The 25,560-nt window shown below is 26.9% G+C and carries 23 protein-coding genes; 5 read left to right on the top strand and 18 right to left on the bottom strand.

Going from position 1 to position 25,560, the window contains the following annotated elements; all coding sequences use genetic code 11:
- Position 1: 1 nt before the first annotated feature.
- The 7 genes from BLBBOR_RS00115 to BLBBOR_RS00085 all read right to left on the bottom strand — a co-directional run bounded on the left by BLBBOR_RS00115 (position 2) and on the right by BLBBOR_RS00085 (position 4,852).
- Complete coding sequence (locus tag BLBBOR_RS00115; protein WP_015370432.1) at positions 2-331, bottom strand: iron-sulfur cluster assembly accessory protein; 330 nt, start codon at positions 329-331, stop codon at positions 2-4.
- A gap of 5 nt (positions 332-336) precedes the next feature.
- On the bottom strand, positions 337-855 hold the full coding sequence (locus tag BLBBOR_RS00110) for a DUF192 domain-containing protein (RefSeq protein WP_015370431.1): 519 nt from the start codon (positions 853-855) through the stop codon (positions 337-339).
- Positions 852-1,730 (bottom strand): prolipoprotein diacylglyceryl transferase, encoded by an 879-nt coding sequence (gene lgt, locus BLBBOR_RS00105; RefSeq protein ID WP_015370430.1) that lies wholly within the window; start codon positions 1,728-1,730, stop codon positions 852-854. The genes BLBBOR_RS00110 and lgt overlap by 4 nt, the downstream gene beginning before the upstream one ends.
- Positions 1,731-1,753: 23 nt before the next feature.
- Complete coding sequence (gene yidD, locus BLBBOR_RS00100; protein WP_045118236.1) at positions 1,754-1,972, bottom strand: membrane protein insertion efficiency factor YidD; 219 nt, start codon at positions 1,970-1,972, stop codon at positions 1,754-1,756.
- A 96-nt stretch (positions 1,973-2,068) separates the two neighbouring features.
- The gene (locus tag BLBBOR_RS00095) at positions 2,069-2,845 is read right to left on the bottom strand and encodes an alpha/beta fold hydrolase (RefSeq protein ID WP_015370428.1); all 777 of its coding nucleotides are present in this window, start codon (positions 2,843-2,845) and stop codon (positions 2,069-2,071) included.
- Entirely contained in the window at positions 2,842-3,573 is a 732-nt protein-coding gene (locus BLBBOR_RS00090) for a pyridoxine 5'-phosphate synthase (RefSeq protein ID WP_015370427.1), read from the bottom strand. Before BLBBOR_RS00090 ends, BLBBOR_RS00095 begins: the two co-directional genes overlap by 4 nt.
- Position 3,574: 1 nt before the next feature.
- Complete coding sequence (locus BLBBOR_RS00085) at positions 3,575-4,852, bottom strand: mechanosensitive ion channel family protein (RefSeq protein ID WP_015370426.1); 1,278 nt, start codon at positions 4,850-4,852, stop codon at positions 3,575-3,577.
- 173 nt (positions 4,853-5,025) lie between these two features.
- Here BLBBOR_RS00085 and nusA point away from each other — a divergent pair, with 173 nt between their 5' ends.
- The 3 genes from nusA to aspS are packed head-to-tail and all read left to right on the top strand — an operon-like array spanning position 5,026 to position 10,735.
- The gene (nusA, locus tag BLBBOR_RS00080; protein WP_045118235.1) at positions 5,026-6,276 is read left to right on the top strand and encodes a transcription termination factor NusA; all 1,251 of its coding nucleotides are present in this window, start codon (positions 5,026-5,028) and stop codon (positions 6,274-6,276) included.
- Positions 6,277-6,324: 48 nt separating this feature from the next.
- Positions 6,325-9,009 carry a translation initiation factor IF-2 gene (gene infB / locus BLBBOR_RS00075; RefSeq protein ID WP_015370424.1) on the top strand — a complete coding sequence of 895 codons (2,685 nt, stop codon included), beginning with the start codon at positions 6,325-6,327 and terminating at the stop codon, positions 9,007-9,009.
- Position 9,010: 1 nt separating this feature from the next.
- Entirely contained in the window at positions 9,011-10,735 is a 1,725-nt protein-coding gene (gene aspS, locus BLBBOR_RS00070; protein WP_015370423.1) for an aspartate--tRNA ligase, read from the top strand.
- 3 nt (positions 10,736-10,738) lie between these two features.
- On the opposite strand, the gene BLBBOR_RS00065 is transcribed toward aspS, so the two are convergent.
- Both BLBBOR_RS00065 and BLBBOR_RS00060 read right to left on the bottom strand, forming a co-directional pair.
- Positions 10,739-11,236, bottom strand: coding sequence for an inorganic diphosphatase (locus tag BLBBOR_RS00065; RefSeq protein WP_015370422.1), 498 nt, complete (start codon positions 11,234-11,236; stop codon positions 10,739-10,741).
- The gene (locus BLBBOR_RS00060) at positions 11,233-12,438 is read right to left on the bottom strand and encodes a dihydrolipoamide acetyltransferase family protein (RefSeq protein WP_015370421.1); all 1,206 of its coding nucleotides are present in this window, start codon (positions 12,436-12,438) and stop codon (positions 11,233-11,235) included. The genes BLBBOR_RS00065 and BLBBOR_RS00060 overlap by 4 nt, the downstream gene beginning before the upstream one ends.
- An 80-nt stretch (positions 12,439-12,518) precedes the next feature.
- On the opposite strand from BLBBOR_RS00060, the gene BLBBOR_RS00055 reads away from it, so the two are divergent.
- A complete protein-coding gene (locus BLBBOR_RS00055) occupies positions 12,519-14,033 on the top strand; it encodes a bifunctional ADP-dependent NAD(P)H-hydrate dehydratase/NAD(P)H-hydrate epimerase (protein WP_015370420.1) in 1,515 nt (504 codons plus the stop codon).
- A 70-nt stretch (positions 14,034-14,103) separates the two neighbouring features.
- Here the strand turns inward: BLBBOR_RS00055 and BLBBOR_RS00050 are convergent, their stop codons facing one another.
- On the bottom strand, positions 14,104-14,688 hold the full coding sequence (locus BLBBOR_RS00050; protein ID WP_015370419.1) for a thiamine diphosphokinase: 585 nt from the start codon (positions 14,686-14,688) through the stop codon (positions 14,104-14,106).
- A 39-nt stretch (positions 14,689-14,727) separates the two neighbouring features.
- A complete protein-coding gene (gene lptB, locus BLBBOR_RS00045; RefSeq protein ID WP_015370418.1) occupies positions 14,728-15,465 on the bottom strand; it encodes an LPS export ABC transporter ATP-binding protein in 738 nt (245 codons plus the stop codon).
- 110 nt (positions 15,466-15,575) lie between these two features.
- On the opposite strand from lptB, the gene BLBBOR_RS00040 reads away from it, so the two are divergent.
- On the top strand, positions 15,576-16,760 hold the full coding sequence (locus BLBBOR_RS00040; RefSeq protein ID WP_235043241.1) for a peptidylprolyl isomerase: 1,185 nt from the start codon (positions 15,576-15,578) through the stop codon (positions 16,758-16,760).
- Positions 16,761-16,795: 35 nt separating this feature from the next.
- Here the strand turns inward: BLBBOR_RS00040 and BLBBOR_RS00035 are convergent, their stop codons facing one another.
- The 7 genes from BLBBOR_RS00035 to folK form a co-directional block, all read right to left on the bottom strand.
- Positions 16,796-18,529, bottom strand: a complete 1,734-nt coding sequence (locus tag BLBBOR_RS00035; protein WP_015370416.1) for an ABC transporter ATP-binding protein — start codon at positions 18,527-18,529, stop codon at positions 16,796-16,798.
- Positions 18,526-19,269 carry a tRNA pseudouridine(38-40) synthase TruA gene (gene truA, locus BLBBOR_RS00030; RefSeq protein WP_015370415.1) on the bottom strand — a complete coding sequence of 248 codons (744 nt, stop codon included), beginning with the start codon at positions 19,267-19,269 and terminating at the stop codon, positions 18,526-18,528. The genes BLBBOR_RS00035 and truA overlap by 4 nt, the downstream gene beginning before the upstream one ends.
- A 32-nt stretch (positions 19,270-19,301) precedes the next feature.
- Positions 19,302-20,495: an aspartate aminotransferase family protein gene (locus tag BLBBOR_RS00025; protein ID WP_015370414.1), complete on the bottom strand. Its 1,194-nt coding sequence runs from the start codon at positions 20,493-20,495 to the stop codon at positions 19,302-19,304.
- Positions 20,496-20,501: 6 nt separating this feature from the next.
- Positions 20,502-22,199 carry an OstA-like protein gene (locus BLBBOR_RS00020; RefSeq protein WP_015370413.1) on the bottom strand — a complete coding sequence of 566 codons (1,698 nt, stop codon included), beginning with the start codon at positions 22,197-22,199 and terminating at the stop codon, positions 20,502-20,504.
- A gap of 42 nt (positions 22,200-22,241) precedes the next feature.
- Positions 22,242-22,628, bottom strand: coding sequence for a Rid family detoxifying hydrolase (locus tag BLBBOR_RS00015; protein ID WP_015370412.1), 387 nt, complete (start codon positions 22,626-22,628; stop codon positions 22,242-22,244).
- Between the two features lie 11 nt (positions 22,629-22,639).
- On the bottom strand, positions 22,640-24,964 hold the full coding sequence (locus BLBBOR_RS00010) for a putative LPS assembly protein LptD (RefSeq protein ID WP_235043225.1): 2,325 nt from the start codon (positions 24,962-24,964) through the stop codon (positions 22,640-22,642).
- A 71-nt stretch (positions 24,965-25,035) separates the two neighbouring features.
- Positions 25,036-25,560 carry a 2-amino-4-hydroxy-6-hydroxymethyldihydropteridine diphosphokinase gene (folK, locus tag BLBBOR_RS00005; protein ID WP_015370410.1) on the bottom strand — a complete coding sequence of 175 codons (525 nt, stop codon included), beginning with the start codon at positions 25,558-25,560 and terminating at the stop codon, positions 25,036-25,038.

The raw sequence follows: 25,560 nt of genomic DNA, 5'->3' as shown, positions 1-25,560 counted from the left end.
ACTATGATGAAAAACTTTTTCCGCATCCACAAGTATGTTTAGCATTAGGATTTTTAAAATAAAACCCTTTTCCATTTAATCCACCTGAATACTCTAACGTTGTTCCTTCTAAATAAGGAAAACTATTTTTATCTACTAATATTTTCATATCTCCATATTGAAAAAGTTTATCTTCTTTTTTTTGTTTTTGATCAAAAGTCAGCTCATAGGAGTAACTAGAACATCCTCCTTTTTTAACCCCAAATCTAATGAAAGAAATTTCATTAGAAATTCCTTCTTCTTTCATAAGAGAATTCAATTTATTTTTAGCTTGATCTGATATAAAAACCATAATATTTAAATTTTTTTATATGTATATGTTTTAAAAAAAACCTTTGTAATTCCTTTTTTAATTCCCCATTTTTCTGACATCCCTGCATTAATTTCCAAAATATATTTAACCGAAGGATTATTAATAACTTCTATATTTCTCATAGGGGAAACATATTTATTAACAAAAATAACTATGTTAAAATGATCAATATAAACAATATCTAAAGGAATTCGCATATTTTTCATATTCATTTTTTGAATTTTTTCTTTTTTATCTAAAATAAATAACATTCCTCTATCCTCTTTCATAAAAGATCGATACATTAATTCCGTTTTTTTTTCTATTTCTTTATTAGCTAATTCTATTTCAATTTTTTTTAACAAAAAATTTTTATTTTTTATGTATAATTCTCCATGTTTCAAAAATTGAATTTCTAATTGATCTCCTATATCTCGGAATAATTCATCCTCCTTTTCACTTTTTTCAGAAGATAAAAAAAAGAAAAAAACTATTAGAGAAAATAAAATATTCACTTTCTTCATGAAAAAAAATATTTTCTTCTCCTTGAAAAACTAAGAATAATTATTCCAAAAATTACACATGGAATACTTAGCCATTGTCCAGTGTTTAAAAAAAATAAATTGATGATCTCGTTTCCTTGTGGTTCTTTTATAAATTCTAACAAAAAACGAACAGACCAAAGAAAAGTAAAAAAAATTCCAGATATATACCCAACAAGATCTCTTATATTTTTTTTTCGGTATAAAAACCATAAAAATAAAAAAATAAGTAAATAACTAATAGCTTCATATATCTGAGCAGGATGTCTAGGGACTAGATCTCCATATGCAGTATCCATTTGTACAAATTTAACAGACCAAGGAAAATCACAAGGTTTTCCCACAATTTCAGAATTGAAAAAATTTCCTATTCGTATGAAAAAAGCAGCTAATGAAGCTACAATACATAATCTATCACATATCCAAAAAAATGATTTATTTTTATTTCTCAATATTTTTTTATTATAAAAAAAACTAGATAAAATAATTCCTATAGTAGCTCCATGACTAGATAAACCTCTATAACCAATAAATTCATAACCTTTGATCATTCCTAATAAAAGACTGGAAGGATTTTCTCTCACAGGAAGTAAAGCCTCTATCCAATGATCGGAAAAATATGAGAAATCATAAAAAAATACTTGTCCTAATCTAGCTCCTAGGATAGTTCCTAAAACCGTATAAATCAATAAAGGATCTAAATATTTATGATGAATATTATCAATTCGATAAATATATTTCATGACAGACCATCCTACTAAGAAAGAAACAACAAACATTAAACTATAGATATGAATAGATATTCCATTCCATAAAACAAATTTCGTAATGGGATCCCAATTAATATATTTTAACATAATTGTGAATTTAATTTTATTTTTTATTTGATAGGATCATATCCTGAACTTCCCCATGGATGACACCGAATAATTCTTTTAAAAATTATTAAAATAGCTCTATAGAGATTATATGTAGTTAAAGATTGAATCATATAATCTGAACAGCTAGGGATGTATCTACAATGTTTTCCTATCCATGGGGATATTCCAATTTGATAAAATTGAACAATTTTTAATAGGAAAATCTTGAATACTTTCATACGTAACTTTTTTTTATGCATTACAATTTCTGTTACATTTAAAGAATAATTAACCACAACCCGTTAAACATTTTCGTTAAACGATAAATTATCCTATCATCCTATGTTCGTTCCGGATAGAAAATCAGATACTTCTCTGTAAAAATCTATAGGATTATCTACATGAATCCAATGATTTGCTTTTTTACAAGAACAATTTTGCTTTTGGAAAAAGTTTTTGTATGCGAAAAAAATCTTGATGGATAAGATAATCCGAATATTCTCCGCGTAAAAAAGAGCAGGATTATCAAAAATTCCCCCTTGGATCTCCTCTTGAATCAAATAGGAATAATTATTTTCAATTCCTAGCAAGTAAAAACGAAACGCTAATTTTCCATCTTTTTTTCTATAAGTACATTTAGAAAAAAAGGACCGAATCTCTACAGAAGAAATAAAAGATTTTAAAAAAAGATCAAGATCTTTTCTAGTTTTAATAATATCAAAGTCTACATTCTTCAAGACTTGAATAATTTTTTTATGATAAGTGGAAGAATATGACCTAGGACCTATATCTACAATGATGATTTTTTTAGGAATTGACGGATAATTTATAGAAAATTTCATAACAGCTCTTCCTCCCATGGAATGACCTATCAATATAGGATGAATTAAATTATAATAATTAATATATTCTAATAGATCTTCTGAGATAAGATCATAATTCATTTTTTCTGAAAAAAAGCTTTTTCCGTGATTTCTAATATCTAACAAATGTACTTGATATGTTTGAGAAAATTTTTCTGCAAAAGAAATCCAATTTTCTCCACTTCCAAATAAACCATGAAAAACTAAAATAGGCTTTCCTTTTCCAAAAATTCTAGAATGTAATATCATATTTTATGATTTGCTTTATAAATGCGTTTTAAGTAAGTTTGAATAGTATTTTCTAATCCCATATAAAGAGAATCACTAATTAAAGCCTGTCCTATAGAGACTTCTACAAGTGAAGGAATATTTTCAATTAAAAAAGAGATATTTTCTAAATTTAAATCATGTCCTGCGTTAACTAACAAATGATGATTGAGAGCCTCTTTTGCAGTAATAATATAAGGATCAATACAATTCCATCTTTGATTAGCGTATCCTACAGAAAAATTTTCCGTGTATAACTCTATTCTATCCGCCCCTGTACTAGCTGCATACGGGACTAATTTTGGATTCGGATCTAAGAAAATAGAAGTGCGAATTCCGTGATTCTTTAGTTTTTTCACGGTTTCAGTCAATAAATCCTGATAACGAATAGTATCCCATCCGGAGTTTGAAGTAATAACATTATTTGGATCAGGGACTAATGTGACTTGATTGGGCAAAATATCTAATACCAAATTCATAAACTTATTAATAGGCCTTCCTTCAATGTTCAATTCTGTTTTTACAATGGATTTCAAATCATAAACATCTTTATATGTAATATGTCTTTCATCAGGACGAGGATGAATAGTAATCCCATGTGCTCCATACTTTTGAACATCTTTTGCTACCTGTAAAAGATTTGGGATATTCCCTCCTCTTGCATTTCTTAATGTAGCTATTTTGTTTAAATTCACGCTTAGTTTTACCATATTAATAAGGGACGTTTGTAGTGACTTGTGTGACTTTTAAGTTAAATTCTTTAGCAGCTGTTAATAAATGATCAAAAACACTAGCTTGTATTTGTTCATATTTGATGGATTCAGAAGTATTTGTAAAACAATATAACTCTATAGGGAGGCCATAAGGAGTAGGTTCTAAATGTCTAACCATTAACGTTTCCGACTGTGATATTCGGGGATGTTGATGTAAATACTCTAAGGCATACTGACGGAAAAGACCGATATTAGTTAATCTTCTTCCATTAATATCCATACTAACATCAATATTGTTTTCTTTATTAAAACTTTCTATTTCTTTTTGTTTCCTATGGATATAATTCTTAATTAGATAAAAATGTTTAAACTTTTCTAATTTAGCCGAATTACAGAAATGAAATGATTGGATGTTAAATAAAATAGATCTTTTAATTCTGCGTATGTTTTTTTGACGCATTACTTCAAAATTTGTTACAGCAGTAGATATCAAATCATAAGTGGGGACGCTTGTAATCGTTTTATCAAAATTTTCTATTTTTGCAGAAGTTAAGTTAATTTCTCTTACTGTTCCTTCTATACTATATTTATGTATTCCTACCCAATCTCCTACTTTAATCATTTTTGTGGAAGCCATTTGCACTCCGGATACAAATCCCAGGATCGTATCTCTAAAAACTAAGATTACAATAGCTGTTATAGCCCCTAAACTAGTAAGTACTGTAATAAGATCATTTTTTGTTAAAATAGCAATAATGACTAAAACGCAAAATATAACAGATACAATTTTTAATAATTGTGAAAAAGAACGTACAGCTATTGTTTGATGATTATTTTCACTAGTAGCAATTCTCATAATTGAATTAACCACTCGAATTAAAAATTGTAAAATAATCAGAACAAACAAAATGTCGAATATTTTTTCTAGATAGATGATGATCGTCTGGTAATTTTTAAAAAATGGGTTGATTAAAAGATATCCAATTGATAATGGAAAAAAATGAGCTAAACTGTCAAAAACTTTATTCTCATATAAAATATTATCCCAAATAAAATGAGTAGAATTCACTATTCTCCTTCCAATAAAACGAACTCCTCTATTGAATATCCATTCTAAGATAATTAATAAAACACTGAATAAAAACATTTTACTAATTATAATAATAGTTATACTTCCCCATTTTTTGAGATCTAAATAATGGAGAAATTCATAAAGCCATTCATAATATTGAATATTGAATTTTCCTAATATTTCCATAATAATTTTACAAAACATCTATTCTCAACATTAACTTAGTATAAGTTATTTTCAATAATTTTATCCTGTAATTAGAATTTCATATTATTTTTTTTGTCTATATGATTCTTGGTAGATTGAAGAATATAATAGATATTGAATTTCATTATAGGAATATAAAAATTTTGATTCAATTTTTAAATTTAAAAATTATGGATAATGAAGCTTTAATAGATTCTTTTTCAGTTTTTAAAGATGAAAAAAACATAGATAGAGCAAGTCTAATGGCTATTTTAGAAGAATCCATACGATGTGTATTAAGAAAGAAATACGATTCTTCTAAAAATTATGATATTATTGTAAATCCAGATCAAGGAGATTTAGAAATATGGAGAAATCGCATAGTTGTTCAAGATGGAACGGTGAAAGATGTTAATAAGGAGATAGAATTATCTACAGCACGTAGAATAGAAATAGATTTTGAGATAGGAGAAGAAGTCACGGAAAAAGTGGAACTTAAATCCCTTGGAAGAAGAGCTATTTTATCTTTGAGACAAAACTTGCTTTCCAAAATAAATGAATACGATAATACCAATATCTATAAAAAATTCAAGAATAAAATTGGGGAAATTGTTAATGTCGAAGTATATCACATTTTACCTAAGCAAATTATTATGAGAGATGAAGAACAAAATGAAATGGTTTTGCCTAAACAAGAACAAATTCCAAACGATTTTTTTCGCAAAGGAGATCCTGTTAGAGCATTAGTAAAAAGAGTGGATTGGAAAGACAATAAACCTTTAGCAATTCTTACCAGAAAAGATGATTCTTTTCTAGAAGAACTTTTTAAATTAGAGATTCCAGAAGTATCTGAAGGTTTAATTACAGTAAAAAAAGTAGCACGTATTCCGGGAGAAAAAGCTAAAGTGTCCGTAGATTCCTATGATGATCGTATAGATCCAGTTGGTGCTTGCGTAGGGATGAAAGGGTCTAGGATTCATCCTATTGTGAGAGAATTAAAAAACGAAAATATAGATGTTATTAATTACACTACTAATATCCAATTATATATAACAAGGGCACTAAGTCCTGCTAAAGTTTCTATGATGGAAGTGAATGAAGAACACAAATATGTAAATGTATATGTAAAATTGGAAGAAATATCTAAAGCAATTGGAAGGGGGGGCGAAAACATTCGATTAGCTAGTCAATTAACTGGATATAAAATACACATATTTAGAGATTTTCCTTATGAAGATGACGTAGAATTAACAGAGTTTTCTGATGAAATAGAACCGGAAGTTCTTGAAAGATTTCACAAAGTTGGTTTAACTACTGCAAAATCTGTTTTAAATTACAGAAATAACGATCTAAGTAAACGTACGAATCTTGAAGAAAAAATTATAAATAAAGTGGTTTCAATTTTAAAAAAAGAGTTTGAGGAGGAAATATATAATAATTAAATACATGATACATGATTTTTTTTTACCTAAATTTTTATTTTTTTTCTTATGACTGATAAAATCAGATTAAAAACAGTATTAACTAAATTCAATATTTCTTTGCAAAGAGTCGTTAATTTTTTACAAAAAAAAGGAATTGAAATAGAAAATAACCCTAATGCAAAAATAGGAGAAAAAGTCTACAGATTTTTAGTTCGAGAATTTCAGACCTATAAAGAAATACGAGATGCTTCAGAAAAGCTTTTTACAAAAAGAATAGAAAAGGAAAAAATAAAAGAAGAATTATTAAAATCAAAAAATTCTCCTCAAATTATTCGTGCAAAATCAGAAAATTTAATTGAATTTAAAAAAATAGGAAAAATAGATATTGATGCATTAGAAAATACATATGGAACAAAAGAATATGCTAAAACTAAAGAAAAAAAAGGAGAAAGAAAGAAACCATTTATAAAATCAAAATCGATAAAAGAAAAAAATATCAAATACTTTGTAGATAAAAAAACAGAAAAATCCATTCAACATAATAAAGATAAACCTGAACACATAGATACTATTTACCAAAAACTAGATGGAGTCATGTTAACAGGAGATAGGATTGATTTATCTCAATTTGAAAAAAAAGAACAAAACAAGAAAATAACATTAAAAAAAACGCAAAGAATTAAGAAAGAAATTATTGTCGAGGATATAAAGAATACTTCTATGAGAAAAAAACAGGATAAAAATAGAAGAAATTCTTTTAAACATTCTTTCTATCCTGAGAATAATAAAGATAAAGTGGAAAAATATAAGACTAAGAAAAATTTACAAAAATCAGGAATTACAGATGAGCAAATTGAAAAACAGATTAAAGAAACTCTAGAAAAACTTTCCTCAAAAGGAATAAAATCAAAAGCTTCAAAAATTAGAAAAGAAAAACGTCAATCTAAAAAAGAAAAAAGGATTCTACAAAGTGAAATAGAAAATAAAAAACAAGATAAAGTCCTTAAAGTAGCTGAATTTACAACCGTCAATGAATTAGCATCTATGATGAATGTCAATGCAACGGATGTGATTGTCTCCTGTATGTCTTTAGGCATTATGGTAACTATGAATCAACGATTGGATGCAGAGATACTAACACTAGTGGCAGATGAATTTGGATATAATGTAGAATTTGTTGGTTTAGACTTAGAAGAAGCAGTGCAAGATGATGAGGATTTAGAAGAAAATCTAAAACCAAGACCTCCTATTATTACTGTGATGGGGCATGTGGATCATGGAAAAACTTCTTTGTTAGATTATATTAGAAATACTAATGTTATTGCTGGAGAAGCTGGTGGAATTACTCAACATATAGCCGCTTATAGTGTAGAATGTCCTAATCATCAAAGCATCGCTTTTTTAGATACTCCAGGTCATGAGGCTTTTACAGCAATGCGTGCGAGAGGGGCACAAATCACAGACATCGCTCTCATAGTCATTGCCGCGGATGATCAAGTAAGACCTCAAACAAAAGAAGCTATTAGTCATGCTCAGGCAGCAAATGTTCCTATAATATTTGTGCTTAATAAAATAGATAAGATAAATTCAAGACCTGAAAAAATTAGAGAACAATTGGCTAATTTAAATTTCTTAGTTGAAGAATGGGGAGGAAAATACCCTTCCCAAGAAATATCCGCAAAATTAGGAACAGGAGTGGATAAATTATTAGAAAAAGTTCTTTTGGTAGCTGAACTACTAGATTTAAAAGCTAATCCGAATAAACCTGCTGTAGGTACAGTAATAGAAGCCTCTTTAGATAAAGGAAGAGGTTATGTAACAACTATGCTTTTACAAGGTGGAACCTTAAAATTGGGAGACTATGTATTAGCAGGGATCCATCATGGAAAAGTAAAAAATATTTTAGATGAACGGGGAAAATCCATTTCATTAGCAGGACCTTCTAAGCCGATTACTATACTTGGATTAAATGGAGCTCCTACCGCTGGAGATAAATTCAAAGTTTTTAAAGATGAAAAAGAAGCTAAACAGATTGCTTCCAGAAGAGAACAATTACAAAGAGAACAAAATATACGAGCTCAAAAGCATTTGACTTTAGATGAAATAGGTAGACGTATAGCCCTAGGAGATTTTAAAGAACTAAAAATAATTCTTAAGGGAGATGTAGATGGATCTGTTGAAGCTCTAGCTGATGCACTTCAAAAATTATCTATAAAGACCATTATGGTAAATATTATATATAAAGGAGTTGGTCAAATAACAGAGTCTGATATTTTATTAGCTAGCGCTTCTGATGCTATTATTATAGGATTTAATGTTCGTCCTAATCATGGGGCTAAAAATATAGCAAAAAAAGAGGATATAGAAATACGGACTTATTCAATTATATATGATGTGATCAATGATATAAAAGAAGCCATGGATGGAATGCTATCCCCTGAAATAAGAGAAAAGATATTAGGAAATGCAGAAATAAGAGAGATCTTCAAAATTCCAAAAACTGGAACGATAGCTGGATGTATGGTAGTAGAAGGAAAATTATTACGTCAAGCAAAAGTAAGATTAATTAGGGAAGGGATTGTAATTCATAATGGAGAGTTTGCTTCTTTGAAACGTTTTAAAGAAGATGTGAAAGAAGTTTCTAAAGGATATGAATGTGGACTGGGGATTAAAAATTTCAATAATCTTAGACCTGGAGATCTTGTAGAAGTTTATGAGGAATTATCTACTAAAAATCATAAAAATAGTTGAAATGCACTATTACAGAACACATAATTGCGGAGAATTGTGTAAAAATGATATTGGAAAAAAAGTAATTTTATCTGGATGGATTCAAAAAATAAGAAATTTAGGTTCCTTAATTTTTATAGATCTTAGAGATTTTTTTGGAATTATACAACTTATTTTTTCAAAAAAGTTAATCAATAAGATAGAATTAAGAAAAGAATTCGTCATTAAAATCAGTGGAGAAGTAATAAAAAGAAAATCTATAAATCAAAAGATCCCTACAGGGGAAATAGAAGTTTTAGTTTCTAGACTAGAAATATTAAATCCTTCTATTCCTATTCCTTTTCTTATAGAAGATCAAACAGATGGAGATGAAGAATGTCGGATGAAATATAGATATCTTGATATTCGAAGAAATCCTATAAAAAATAATTTAATCCTTCGTCATGATATTTCTCTAGAAATAAGAAATTTCCTTTCTAAAAACGGATTTTTAGAAATAGAAACTCCTGTATTGATAAACCAAACTCCGGAAGGAGCTAGAAGTTTTGTGGTCCCGTCTAGGATACATTCTGGAATGTTTTATGCCTTACCTCAATCTCCTCAATTATTCAAACAATTATTGATGATAGGAGGCATAGATAAATATTTTCAAATAGCAAAATGTTTTCGAGATGAAGATGCTCGTTCAGATCGTCAAATAGAATTTACACAAATAGATTGTGAGATGGCTTTTGTAGATGTTCATGACATTTTGATTTTTTTTGAAAATTTTATTAAACATCTATTTAAAAAAATGAAAAATATTGAATTAGAATCTTTTACATGCATTTCTTATTCTGAGTCCATGGATCTGTACGGAACAGATTCTCCTGATTTACGTTTTGGAATGAAATTTGTGAAACTCAATGAGTGGGTACAAAAAAAAGGAATTGAATTTTTCAAAAAAAATGAATTAACAATAGGAATAAATGTTCCAAAATGTAGTCATTATACATGTAATCAAATTTATTCAATTATAGAAGGTATAAGAGAACCAAAAATAAACCCTGAAGAAATATTTTGGATAAAATTCTTTACGGATAAGACAATACTTTCTTCAAAAAAATTATTAAGTCATGAAAATTTAATGAAACTCATAAAATGTTTTAAAGCAAAACCTGGTGATTTACTGTTCATAATTTTTAGGAAAAAAAAACAAACAAGAGCGAAACTAAGTAAATTACGTATAGAAATGGCTCATCATTTAAATTTAAAAAATCCTCAAGTATTTAAACCTTTATGGATTATAGATTTACCGCTTTTTGAATGGGATGAAGAATCCAAACGATATAAATCTTTCCATCATCCTTTTACTAGTCCAATAAAAGAGGATATTCATTTATTGGATAAGAAAAATTCAGGATATATTCGTTCCAAATCCTACGAATTGATTATTAATGGAATGGAGATTGGAGGAGGCTCTATACGTGTTCATGATAAAAATATACAAGATTCAATATTTAAACATTTGGGGTTTTCAATAAAAGACATAGAATCAGAATTTGGTTTTTTAACAAAAGCTTTTGAATATGGGGCCCCACCTCATGGGGGAATTGCTTTTGGATTAGATAGATTAATAACTATTTTAGAAGGAAAAGAAAATATAAAAGATTTTATTGCCTTTCCAAAAAATAATTCTGGAAGAGATACGATGGTAAACACTCCTTATTTTTTAAAAAAGGAAAAATTAAAAGAATTGCGTTTATAAAATTTATCCATTCGGATAAAAATTTTTATACCTCAAATAAGATTCTTTATAAACAGAAATAGCTACCTTTTGATTCTTCCAATCTCCAATTTTTACTTTCTTATTTTCTAGATCTTTATACACGAGAAAAAAATGTTCAATTTCTTTTTTAACATGAAATGATATTTCATCAACATTGTTAATTGTATTATAATTTGGATCAGAGATAGGAACACAGATAATTTTTTCATCTTCGCCTTTTTCATCAGTCATAAAAAAAATTCCAATGGGTTTTACTGTAATTAAACAACCTGGTATTGTAGGTTCTGTTAAGAAAACTAAGACATCTAATGGATCTCCATCTTTTGAAAGAGTTTTTGGAATAAAACCATAGTCTGTTGGATAGCTCATAGGAGAATATAAGACTCTATCTAAACGAATTAGATTATTTTTTTTATCAAATTCATATTTATTTCTACTTCCTTTAGGAATTTCTATTAATACATCAAAACTTATTTTCATATTATTTTTGTATAACAATTAAATTTTTCTAAATATAAGGCTACTTTTTTAACAAACCCTCCTCCCAAAACTCCATCGATTACTCTATGATCATAAGAATGAGATAAATAAATTTTATGTCTTATCCCAATAAAATCTCCCTCTGAAGTTTCTATTATAGATAATTTTTTTTGGATTAAACCTATTGCCATAATAGCCACTTGTGGTTGATGTATAATAGGAGTTCCAAATAGATTTCCAAAGCTTCCAATATTACTGATTGTATAAGTTCCTCCTTGAGTTTCTTCAGGTTTTAATTGATTAGATCTAGCTCTTTTGATTAAATCATTAATAATTTTTATTAATCCTCCTAAACTATAGGAATCTGCATGTTTAATCACAGGAACAATCAAATTACCATTAGGTAATGCGGTAGCTAATCCTATATGAATATTTCTCTTTTTTATAATATTAGTTCCATTAACAGAAATATTGATCATTGGAAGATCTTTTATAGCTTTAACTACACATTCTACAAAAACGGACATTAAGGTTAATTTTTCTCCTGTCTTTTTCTGGAAAGACTCCTTTATTTTATCTCTCCATTTGACAATATTTGTCACATCTGCTTCCACAAATGAAGTCACATGTGCAGATATGTTTTTACTTTCAATCATATGAGTAGCCGTAATCTTACGCATTCTATCCATCTCTACGATTTCCTCATGATTCTGACTGTTATAGGAGGAGAACAATGCATAATTAGGAGATATGATTCTAGTTTTTTTCTTTAAATGAAGAAGATATTTCAGAATGTCCTTTTTAGTTACACGATTTTTATATCCGGTCCCTTCTATAGTATCTAATTCAGATGAACTGATTCCTTCCTTATGAGCAATAGCACGTACAAGAGGAGAATAGAAACGTTTACATGGAGATTCTGCTGCATAAACATCCTCTTCAGGAAATATTTTGAATGTTTCTTCTGTTTCTAAAATAGCTATAGAACTTCCTATCTTAGCCACTTCATTTGCAGAAAACAATTTTTTTTTCAATATTCCATTTACAGGAGAATAAATTTCAGAATCTACCTTATCCGTAGCAATTTCCACTAAAATATCTTCTTTTTTTATAGAATCTCCTTCGTTTTTTAACCAACGAATGATAGTAGCCTCAGCTATACTTTCCCCCATGGCTGGAAGGGTCAAATTATACTCGGCCATCTAAATATCAAAATTTATCGTTTTATATTATTTTTGTTAAACAAATAACCAAATCAAAAATAATAAATTCATTTTAAAAAATGAAAATTCTTTCATTAAATCAAATTAAAAAAATAGATCAATATTGTATTGATAACGAAGATATTTCTTCTATAGAATTAATGGAAAGAGCAGCAAAAAGTTGTTTTTATTGGATCATGAATCACTTCCATACACTTCATAAAGTGATAGTTTTAGCAGGAAATGGAAAAAATGGAGGAGATGGTCTTGCTTTGGCTAGAATGTTATATCAACATGGAGTTAATATAACTGTATATATCCTTTATATTTCTAATCATTTATCTCCAGAATTTGTCTTAAATAAAAATAAGATATTCAAATATGGAATAGAATTGAAAAAAATTAAGAAAGGAGATCCATTTCCATTTCTAAATAGAAATAGTATACTTATTGATGCGATTTTTGGAATCGGATTGAACCGTTCTATAAATAAATATTGGAAATCATTTTTTCATTTTATCAATGATAAAAAATTTACATCTGTTATATCTATAGATATTCCTTCTGGAATTTTTATGGAAAAAAATAGAGAAGATTTGGAAGTTATTATTAAAGCTGATTATACATTAACTTTCCAAGTTCCAAAATTACCTCTTTTTTTTCCAGACTATGCGGATTATGTTGGAAAATGGGATTTATTGAACATTGGATGGAAAGATGAATATACAAATAATATTCCTGTAAAAAACTTTTATCTAGATAAAAAATGTATTCAGTTCATATATAAAAAAAGAAAAAAATTTTCCCATAAAGGAAATTTTGGTCATGGACTGCTTATTGGAGGACATTATGGAATGATTGGATCTATGGTTCTTTCTGCAAAGGAGTTTCGAATTGGAATAGGAAAATTAAGTGTATATATCCCACGTTGTGGATATCAAATCATACAAACCATTATTCCGGAAGCAATAGTTAATACAGATTTAAGAGATAATTTTATAAGTAACATCCCTAATGATATTCCTGTTAATGCTATAGGAATAGGAATGGGAATGGGTAAAAATCCTATAACAGCATATGCTTTAGAATCTTTCTTTCTTAAGAAGAAAAAAAAGAAAACTCCTATGGTCATAGATGCCGATGCTATAAATATCTTATCAGATAAATTAAGCATATTAAATTTTATTCCGGAAAATACTATTCTTACTCCACACCCCAAGGAATTTCATAGATTATATGGTCCATGGAAAAATGATTATCAAAAATTGGATAATTTAAAAAAATTAGCCAAGAAACATACTTTTTACCTTGTATTAAAAGGAGCACATACAGTCATTGCTACTCCAAATGGAGACCTATATTTTAATAGTACCGGAAATCCAGGAATGTCCACCGCAGGTAGTGGAGATGTTCTTACCGGAATAATTACAGGTTTATTGGCTCAAGGATACTCTCCAAAAGATTCTTGTCTTATGGGGGTCTATTTACATGGATTATCCGGAGATTTAGCTTCTATAGAATTAAATGAAGAATCTCTAATAGCTGGAGATCTCCTAAATTATATAGGAAAATCTTATCAAGAGATAAAAAAGTAATATTTACGTCATTCTTTATCCAGATTTAAAAATATAGGAAAGATTATTCGTAAAATTTATTGTATTTCAATTATTTTTCTATGAAAATTAATAATTCTCCCTTTTGATAACTTATTTCTATTAGATTTTCTATAGCTTCATTTCTAATTCCTATCCGTTTACCTATTTTTAATAATTCCTTACTTATCGGATATTTTAGACCATGAGTAAGGAGTCCTTCTACTTTTGGAAATGGAAAGAGAGATATCTTTTTATTTTTTTTCTGATAAAAAATATTTTTTTTATCAGAAAAAAAATAAGAATGATAATCATCATGAAAAATTAAAGATAACTTTCTTTTATATTTCAAAGCTGTAGATAAATTTCCCAAAAAATGATCTTGTTCTTTTCCACTAGCTCCCCAAACATTCACATTTAAAAAACCTTTATGATGTATGATTTTCAAAGCTTTATCAAAATCAGTATAATTTTGATCATTCGTTTCAAAAAAATTACTTCCTAAAGGAATATCTTTTTTTAAAAGAGAGTCTAAATCTCCACTAAGATAATCTATCTGGATTCCCATTTTTTTTAAATAGTAAAAAGCTCCATCAACCGCAAATATTTTTTTTATAAAAAAAATTTTTTTTACAGAAAATATCAGGCGGTTCTCCATTAAGAAATAATTCTATTTCTGGACCTTTAAAACGATGATTCATTTTTCTTTTTTATGGATTTTTACAAAATAATTTCCCAAATAAACTTTTTTTACCATAGGATCTTGCATTAATTTTTTAGGAGGTCCATCTTTTAAAATTTGCCCTTCAAACATGAGATAAAGACGATCTGCTATCAGAAAAGTTTCTTGAACATTATGATCAGTAATTAATATCCCAATATTTTTTTTTTTAAAGTAAAGAATAATTTTTTGTAATTCTTCTATAGCTATAGGATCTATTCCAGAAAAAGGTTCATCTAAAAGAATAAATGTAGGATTTATAGCTAAACATCTAGCAATTTCAGTACGTCTACGTTCTCCACCAGAGAGAATTCCTCCCTGTAATTTTCGGATATGCTGTAATCCTAATTCTTCCAGAAGTTCTTCCGTTCTTATTTTTATTTCTTTATAGGAATTTTTTTTCATTTCTAATATGCATAAAATATTATCTTCTACAGATAGTTTTCTAAAAATAGACGGTTCTTGTGCTAAATATCCAATTCCTTTTCTAGAACGTTTATACATGGGATATCCAGTAATATTTTCTCCATTAAGAAATATTTTACCTTGATCAGGTTGAATCATTCCTACAATCATATAAAAAGAAGTAGTTTTTCCAGCTCCATTTGGACCTATAATCCCCACTATTTCTCCGCGATTTAAACGAATAGAGACATCTTTAACCACATTTTTTTTTTTATACTTTTTGTATAGATTTTTAGTTATCAAAGTCATAATTGATAATTTTTTTTTTTAATCAGTTTGATTATTAAATTGCAAATTTAATTTATGATATGAGAAATATTTTCTTTAAGTTAAAACAAGAATGTTTTTTTATTTTTTTGATGTTGATAATTTTCTGTATTCCTTCTCATTCATTCACTTTTGAAAAGATAGGTGGAATTACAGCTGTCATAGGAGATGAAATACTCTTAGATTCCGAATTAAAACATTATTTAAATTCTAATAAAAAAATTCCCCCTTGTAAAGGATTAGAAAATTTGATAATTCATAAGTTGATACTTTATCATGCAAAAAAAGATCCGAGTATACAAATAGATAATCAAGAAATCCAATCAAACAAAGAAGAATTTTTAAAGAAATTTAATAGTGATTTTTCCAAAAATTTATCTTTGAAAGAATTGACTGAAAAAATTAAAAATAATCAGTATATAGAGAAGTTTTATCAAAAAATGAAGGAAGATATTGAGATATCTCCTGAAGAGGTAAAATATTTTTTTAATAAAGAAAAAGAAAAACTTCCTATTGTTCCTAAAAAAATTTGTGTTTCTTATATGATTTTATCTCCAAAATTCAGTAAAGAACATCGAGAAAAAATTGTGAATTTTTTAAAAAAAATAAAAAAGGAAATACATTCTGATAAGGATTTTTCCATGAAAGCTATTTTATTATCAGAAGATTATTCTTCTGCATTCAAAGGTGGTCTCATTAATGGAATTAAGAAAAAAAATATATCAAAAGAATTCGAACGAATAGTTTTTTCTTTAGAAGAAAAACAAATATCTGAACCTTTTGAAACAGATTTAGGTTTTCATTTAGTTAAGTTAGAAAAAAAAAGAGGAGAAGAAATAGATATAAGACACATTTTAATACAACCTAAATATACGGAAGAAGAATTACGAAAAGCTAAATCATTTGCATATGAAATTAAAAATCGTCTTATAAATCATGAAATTTCTTTTGAAACTATTTCAAATGAAAGACCTCTATTGCACAATGGAATTGTGAATCATTCTGTATGGAAAAAAATTTGGGTTGAAGAAAATCAAATATCAAAAAATTTGAAAAAAACATTACAAAATTTAAAAGATGGAGAAATTTCTGAACCTTATAAAGAAATTGTAAATGGAAAAGAAGTTTTTTTCATAATCAAATTATTAAAACGTAAACCTTCTCATCCTATTTCTTTTAAAGAAGATTATGCTCAATTAAAAAATTTAGTCATGAATATAAAGCAAGAAGAAAAAATCAAAAATTGGATAAAAAACCAGTTAAAAAAACTTATTTAAGAATAGAATATCCTTGTCCAGGGAAATAATTAAGATTACTTATTGAATAAACCTGCATAATATCCATTTAATTGAATTAATTCCTTATGACTTCCTTTTTCTACAAGATGACCTTTGTTTATCACTAAAATTTTATCAGCATTTTCTAACGTAGAAAGACGATGAGTGATAATAATTGAAGTTTTATTTTTAGTTAAACGATCTGTAGCATGATAGATCAATTTTTCCAATTCTTTATTTAAAGATGCAGTTGCTTCATCTAAGATCAGTATAGAATAAGGATGCATTTGTACTCTTAAAAAGGCAATCAATTGTTTTTCTCCAAGTGATAAGATCCCTCCTCTTTCTTTTACAATGGATTTATATCCGTGAGGAAAAGATGTAATAAAACCATGTATTCCTATTTTTTTTGCCATTTCTTCTATTTTTTCTACACTAATTGAAGGATCCCCTAAGGTAATATTATTGAGAATAGAATCATTAAATAAAAAGGTATCCTGTGTAACTACTCTTATATGAGATCTTAGATTTTTTAGTTCAATATCTTGAATACAATGTCCATCAATTATGATTTTTCCTTTTTTTATATCGTATAATCTAGAAATTAAATGTGTTATGGTAGATTTTCCAGAACCTGTAGATCCCACTATAGCTATTTTTTCTCCAGGTTTTATTTCAAAAGAAATTCCTTTCAAAACTGTTTCTCCATCAATATAGGAAAAATAAACATTATTAAATACAATATGTCCTTTTAATTTTTTTATTCGTATGTTCCCCTTATTAACAATCATCTCTTCAGAGTTTAATATGGAAAATAGACGTTCTATACCAGCTATTCCTCTTTGTATAATGTTAAATCTATCTGCTATTTGCCGCATAGGGCGAAAAAGAAGATAAATAAAAAAAATAAAAGCAATAATTTGTCCAGGTTTCACATTTTCACTTTCCATAGCATGAAACCCTCCATAAAATATTACAATACTTATTGTAACTGCAGATACAAGTTCCACTATTGGAAAAAAAATAGAAAAATAAAAAATAGTTTTAAAATGTGCATTCATCAATCTATGATTGATAGATTTAAATTTTAAATATTCTTCTTTCTCTTTATGAAAAAGTTGTATAATAGACATTCCTATGATATTTTCTTGTAAAAAACTATTTAAACGTGAAGTTTGTACACGTTCTTCATGAAAAGTTTTTTTCAATGTGTTTTGAAAAAAACGAGTAATAAAGTACATAAAGGGAATTGTTAAAAAAACTATAAAGGATAACTCTTTATGCACTGTATACATCATAATAATGATCATCATGATTCTTAAAACATCTCCAGATACAAGTAGGATTCCATCATTAAATATGACAGTAATAGTTTCTATGTCTGAAACAGAATAAGAAACCAATTTACCAATTGGGGTCTTACTAAAAAAAGAATTATTGAAATGTAGTAATTTTTCAAACAATTGAATTCTAATTGTTTTGATAACATTTTGGGCTAATATATTAGATAGATATAATAAAATAAAATGAAATATACTTTCTAAGAAAAGAAGTAAAATAATCCATATTAAAATATTTTTCAGACCAAAAAAATCCTTATAAACTATATGAACGTCTATAGCCTTTTGTATCAATTTAGGACGATAAGCAGATATAAAAGATATTAATATAGAAATCCCTACTGTAACTATTAATATAAGTTTATAATTTAAACTAATTTTTAAAAGTTGTTTTAAGGAAGATTTTTCTTTTTTTAAATTTTTTTTCATAGAAAAATGTCTTCTGGATAAAGAATTTTAGTAAGAAATAAACCACATGCAGGAACGGAAGGACTACTAAAAGTATTAGGATCTTTTAACTCTATAATTTCTATAAATTGATTTATGCTAATTTTTCCTCTTCCCACATCAATCAATGTTCCAATTATGGATCTAACCATATTTCTTAAAAAACGATTAGCTTCAATAGTAAAACAAAAATGAATTTTATTTCTAGACCAATCAGCATGATATATATCACATATATTATTTTTTTTATCCTTTCTCTTTTTACAAAAAGAACTAAAATCTTTATATTTCATTAAAATTTGAGAAGCTAGATTCATTCTTTGAATATCTAATGGATAGAAACAATGCCAAGAAAAATCTTGAAAAAATGGATTTTTTTCACTTTTCAAATAATATTTGTAAGTACGTCTTAATGCATTAAATCTTGCATGAATATGTTTTTTAACTGGAAAAATATTGGAGACATAAATAGATTTAGGCAAAAAAAGATTTAATCTCTTAACAAAATTACTACTTATCTTTTCTTCAAAATCAAAATGTGCAAACATTTGTTTGGCATGAACTCCTCTGTCTGTTCTCCCCGCTCCCACTATATTTATAGAAGTATTTAATAATTTAGATAAACAATATTCTAATTGTCCTTCTACAGAATTTACTTCACTCTGAATTTGCCATCCATGGTAAGATTTCCCATTATACGATAATTCAATAAAAAATCTCAATTACATTTTTTTAAAAAAACATCTTAATTTTCTTACTTTTTAAGATTGTTCAAAGATTCTATAATAATAGAACATCCTTCTTGAATTTCTTTTTCTGTAATAGTTAACGGAGGGGAAATCCGCAAAGAACTACTATGAAATAAAAAACGAAATAAAATTAATCCTTTTTTTAAACAAGATTCTAATACTCTATGAGTATAATTTTCATTTTTCAATTCCAAAGATAAAAGAAGTCCTTTTCCATGAATATTTTTGATTTGATCATGAACTAAATATTTTCTTATCCATTTTTCTTTTAGAAAAATATCATCCATGATGTTAGACTCAATAAGTTGATTTAGTGTTGTTAAAGAAGCAGAAGCCGCTACAGGATTCCCCCCAAAAGTGCTTAAATGACCAAAAGGAACATGATCAGAAAAAAATTTCATGATTTCATCAGAGGACATAAATCCACTTATAGGCATTCCTCCTCCCATTCCTTTTCCCATTATCAGAATATCTGGAACTATTCCATAATGTTCAAAGGCAAAAAGTTTTCCTGTTCTTCCAAATCCTGTTTGGATTTCATCCAATATCATTAAAACCTTTTTTTCTTCACATTTTTTTTTTACTTCTTTGAGAAAAGAATTTTTAGGCAATCTAACTCCAGAAGAACATTGTATCGTTTCTAAAATAACACAAGCTGTTTTTTCTGTAATGGAAGAAGCTAATTCTTCTATTTTATTAAATGTAAAAAATTTAATTAGGGGAAGTAGAGGCCTGAAAGACCTTTTGTAGTTTTCATTCCCCATAATACTCATAGATCCATGAGTGCTCCCATGATAAGCCCATTTACAAGATATGATTTCTTCTCTTCCAGTATAACCCTTAGCTAATTTCAAGGCCCCTTCTACAGCTTCCGTTCCAGACGTGACTAAATAAGTTTTCTTTAGCGGATATGGAGTATTTTCTGCTAGACTTTTACAAAGTTTTACACATGGTTCCTGTATGAATTCCCCATAGACCATAGTATGTAAATATTTTTCTACTTGTTCTTTTATGGCTTCTTTTATTTTTTTATTTCCATGTCCGAAGGTATTGACAGAAACCCCTGCAACAAAATCTAAATATTTTTTACCATCTTTTCCGTAAATATAATGACCATCTGCATAATCTACCCTAATTTTCATAGGATGAGGAACCACTTGAGTCTGATATTGCATAAAATCATTTTCTAATCCTTTCATAAGAATTTAATTGTATTTTATTATTTTTTTGATTTCTTTTTTTTCCAATAAGCTTTCTCTTCGATATTTTTCCATTTTTTTATGGATAAGATATTTTTCATTTTTAGGTTTTTCTTTTTCTATCCAGGAAAAGTTAGGAAGAAAAAGAGGCTCCTTGTAATTGGTCTTATGCAAAAAGAAGAGTTCTGAATTAGCATTATTTATGCAGGAAATTTTTTTGATTTTTTTTCCTTTCTCTAAATCCACGTCGATCATCCCACAAGAAGATTTATTAATTATTTTCTTCATATTCCCCTTATCCTGAAAAAAATAAGGAAAAATAATACTTTTCACATTTCCTTTAATCAAAATTTTTGATAAAATATTTTTTGGATGAAAAAAACCTATCATAATTTCTCCTTGTATTTGATTAAATTCATTTGAATTTATTTTTTTTATGTAGAAGGCATTTTTAAAAATTTTCAAATAATCTAATAAAAAATCTTTTTTAAGATGAATAGATATAAAATCTCCAGAAAATTGTTGGTTATTTATCCAAAAAATGGGATTTCCATAAAAATGAATGGAATTATCTAATTTTTTGTATATCAAATATTCACATCTTCCTTGAAGGTTTTCATTCAGAAAAAAACCTTTAACAGAAAAAACTTGAATTAAGTATGCAGAATCATTTTTGAAGTATATTTTTATAGCATCCGAATAAAGAAAGATAGAATTATCTGCAGATATTTTTATTACAGACACGGGATGGTTTTTTAAAGAAATTAATCCGGAAACAAAATCTAAATATCCATCACCTCCTATTACATAGGATTTTTCTTTATCTTCTAAAAAGACATTTTTGATAAATCCATATTTTTTCTTTTGATCGAAAAAAAAATAATCTCCTGCTACAATTTTTCCGTTGTAATGAATGCTACAATATTTTTTGGATAAAAAAATTTCTTCTTTGGGCAAAAAAGATCCTTCTTTTGTATAGATAAAATTATTTGTATTATTCCTTTCCATTATAATAGTAGGACTAGGAAAATTTATTTTATTTTTTTGGAATAGATATTCCATGGCATTTGAATATACTGTATATTTTTTACTAAGGATTAATTTTACTTCAAATTTTAGTTTTGCCTTTTTTTTTACAGGAAAAAAATCTCCTTCCTTACTATAGAGAGCTGAATCTTTATAAAAAACAAAACCGCCTTTTTTATAAGAAATCTTTTTAAGATGCAGATTATATTCTAAAATATTAGTAGATAATTTTAATTCGTGGAAAAATAAAACGACGTTTTTGATAGCCTGAAAAATTTTTTTCCTAAAATTATAATTAATTGCATTTGCTGTTAGTTTTATATTTTCTTGAAATAAAACTACCCTACCTAAAACCTTCAGGTTATTGCTATTTCCATGATATTCTATTTCATGAGAAAATATTTTGTTTTTATCTGATTTTAATTGAACATTTCCATATCCGGAAAATAGATTACTTTTTTTGTAATAGATAGCTCTATCACAAAAAAGATCATATCCATTATGTTGAAAATGAACACGTCCTATGAGAAAAAAAGCATTTTTATCGTTGTTTTCATTTTTTTGTATAAAATCGGCATGAATTAGTTTGATTTGTATTTTTTTTTTTCCTTTAGAGTTCCCTTTATAGAAAAAAAGTAAAATGAATCCTAATAAAAAAAAATAATATTTTGAATTCATCTTTTTTTCAATTCAAAAATCAGGAAAATAAAATCTCCATTTTTAATTTTTTTTATATGCTATTAAGGATATTTCTATGTTCGCATTTTTTGGCAATCCAGAAACTTGAATAGTTTCTCTAGCAGGGTAATATTCTCTTGGAAAAAATTTTGAATAGGAATAATTTATTTTTGAGAAATCTTCCATATTTTTTACAAATAAGGAAGATTTTATAACGTTTTGAAAATCGATTCCAATTTCTGAAAGAATAATTTGCAAGTTTTTCATGACTCTTTCCGTTTCCATTTCTATAGTTTCATCAACTAATTTTCCAGTATCTGGATCAACGGCTATTTGTCCAGAAATAAACAGAAAATTTTCTATTAGGACGCATGTACTGTATGGTCCAAAAGAAGATATTTTTTTGATGAAAATTTTTTTTGGCTTCATATTATTTTTTATTAATTGGTTTCCTTATACTGTATAATGTTGCTTAAATTTGGATCTTTTATTCCAATAAAAAAAGACCAAAAAGGAGTTTTCCCCATGGGGGACCAGTTAAAATTCATTTTGAAACTTCTTAAATCTCTGTAAAAGATTATGTTTGCAAAAGTTATTCTTTTTTTGAAAAGATCATAATCCGTGTGAATCTCTATCTTCCAATATTTGGTTAAACCTATAGATCCATTTATACTTAAAAAATTGTTATTTAATGAATAAGGTTTATTATTATTGTTTTTATTTTCATAATTCGAATGAAAATCAATTCTTAAATCCAATGGAATTGGATATTTCGCATAATTATCCTTATCGAAAAGAAAGCATTCATAAGAATTAATTCCTTCTTTTTCATACAAGAAATTCATTTGATTTTTTATCAAATGATAACGAAGTGAAAAATCGAATTTGAATTTTTTTTTATCCAAAAAAATTGATTTACAATTTTCTTTTTCATAGAAATCTATTCTCCCTTCATATTTTATTCCTAAATATTTCGTAAAATCTGTATATCCTGCAAAATAGAAGTTTTCCAATTTCAAGAATTCTTCCTCAAAGACATAAGAGGATTTCATTTGAAATGATTCAAGTATTTTTATTTTTTCATATTCTCTATTATTCTTTATTTTTAATTCAAAATTATTATCTAACGTTAGATGGATTCTTTTTTTAATAGAGTTTTTCTCCTCCTCCTCCTGATGAATAAAAATAGGAAAAAATGATCCAAAATTGAAAGATAGCATAGGTTCCATTTTATATCTCAATAATAAATACCTTTTATTCATTACAAATATCCTTTCTATAGAAGGAAATAATACATCCATGGATATATTTATTGCTTGAAATAAAGATTTACAAGAAAAAAAATACCAGGTAGAAGATCCTTTATAATGAATTTTTGGAGAAATTTTCAAATTCAAATAAGGATAATAATGAACAGGAAGAATATAATAGGTGGATAAGTTTATAGTGTTATTGATTTCAGTTTGAATATCTGTTCTTTTTTCTATTTTATTTTGATAGATAGAATTAGATGCCGAAACTTTATAATCCATAACGAATTGACGTAAAAACGGATTTTTATTTAGAAAAAAAGGTTTTTTTCGAATGGATAGATTAATTTTTGGAACTTTTAAATCCGTCTCTCCTTTCTGTAGGTTTTGAATCATATAAGTCTCGATCTTTAAAAAAGATTCTTGAAATTTTTTTATTAAGCTAATATTAGAAATATTTACTTCCTTATTTATGGATGAATTTGTTTTTTTAGTAAATTGATTATGATAATTCATATCTGCATTAAATTTTATTTCAGAATTTGATTTAATATCTTGATTATGTTTCCATTTTAATTGATAATCAAAATCTTTTTTTGATATGGATTGATAATCAAAAAAAAGGAATCCATTATCTCCATATTTTAATTTATATTCTATTTCTGTTTTTAATTTCCATTTGTCAATTCCATATATAGAACCGTTAATTCTACAATTGAAATAATTGGAAATAGGAAAAAAAATTCCTATGTTTTCTATAGAAATTTTCTTGTTCTTAATTCCAAATCTAGGAAAAGGAATTCCATAAGAAGAAATACTATCAGGGATATATAAAAATGGAAACACTAGAGGAATTGGAACTCGATACAAATAAAAAAATACAGGTCCGGTAAAAATAGATTTTTTTTTATGAAAATATTTCAAATAATTTGTTTTCAGATAAAAATCTGGATATATCTCCTTTTTTTCTATAAATAGTGGATCTGCGGTATATATTACTTTTTCCATTAAACTATAATTCTTTTCTTCTTTTATACTATTGGCTATAATCACATGATCTTTTTCTTGGATATAGATTTCCTTAGCATTCCACTTTTTTTCACCTAAGTCTAGATGAAAAAGTCTGTAAATAGAATATTTTCTATCTCCTTTTTGGATATAAATTGGATGGTTTTTTTTTCCTGTAGCGTGTATATATCCTTTTTTCCAATTGAACTCTATACTATCTGCTTCAATTTTCGTATCAAGATATTCTATCAAAGCATTTCCATTTAAATAAGATTTTCCTTTTTCTACATTATGTTCTTGAATATTAGAACGATACTTGACTACATTTAAAGGATTTTCCTTATCAAGTTTCTCTGTCTCTATCTTTGATTCAGAAAAAGATATAGAATTATTATTTTCCTTTCTTGCATAACTAAAAATAGGGAATAAAAAAAATAAAAATATTATGGTCCTAGGAAACTGAATTAAATTTCTATAACTCTCTATGAAAAATGCTTTACTTAACATTAACATTTTAGAAAAAAATCCTAATCAGGAAAATATCAATCATCTTATTGGTTTTCCCCTATTTTTTTCAATTATATTCTTCTTGTTTTAAATTTATCTGCACAAAAACCTAATATCTCTAATAGAGTAATATGAAATACGGGATGATATTTTCTTGGTGATATTTCACACATAGGTTCTAGAGCGAATCTACGAAAATGGAATAAAGGATGTGGAATAGTTAAAATAGAACTGTGCATTATAAGATGATCGTAAAACAAAATATCTATATCTATTTCTCTATCCTTGTACTTTCTTTTTTCATAAGAATCATTTTTATCCGTAATAAATTTAGATTTTCTTCCGAGTCTCAATTCAATATGAGAGATTTTTTCCAAAATTTCCATGGGCGAATACAAAGTTTTTATATGTAAAGCCCTATTATAAAAAGTGGATGTATTTTTATTCATATTCCAAGCTTCACTTTCAAAATAAGAGGATTTTTTAATTACTTTTCCTATTTCTTTAGAAATTAAGACTAAAGATTCTTCTAAATAATTTTTTTTATTATTCTTATTGCTTCCTTGTAATAAGAAAATATCATGTTCTTTCAACAA

The sequence above is a fragment of the Blattabacterium sp. (Blatta orientalis) str. Tarazona genome (assembly GCF_000334405.1).
In the GTDB taxonomy this organism is placed as follows: Bacteria; Bacteroidota; Bacteroidia; order Flavobacteriales; family Blattabacteriaceae; genus Blattabacterium.
The sequence above is the reverse complement of the archived record's forward strand: the minus strand, read 5'-3'. Positions and strand labels throughout refer to the sequence as shown.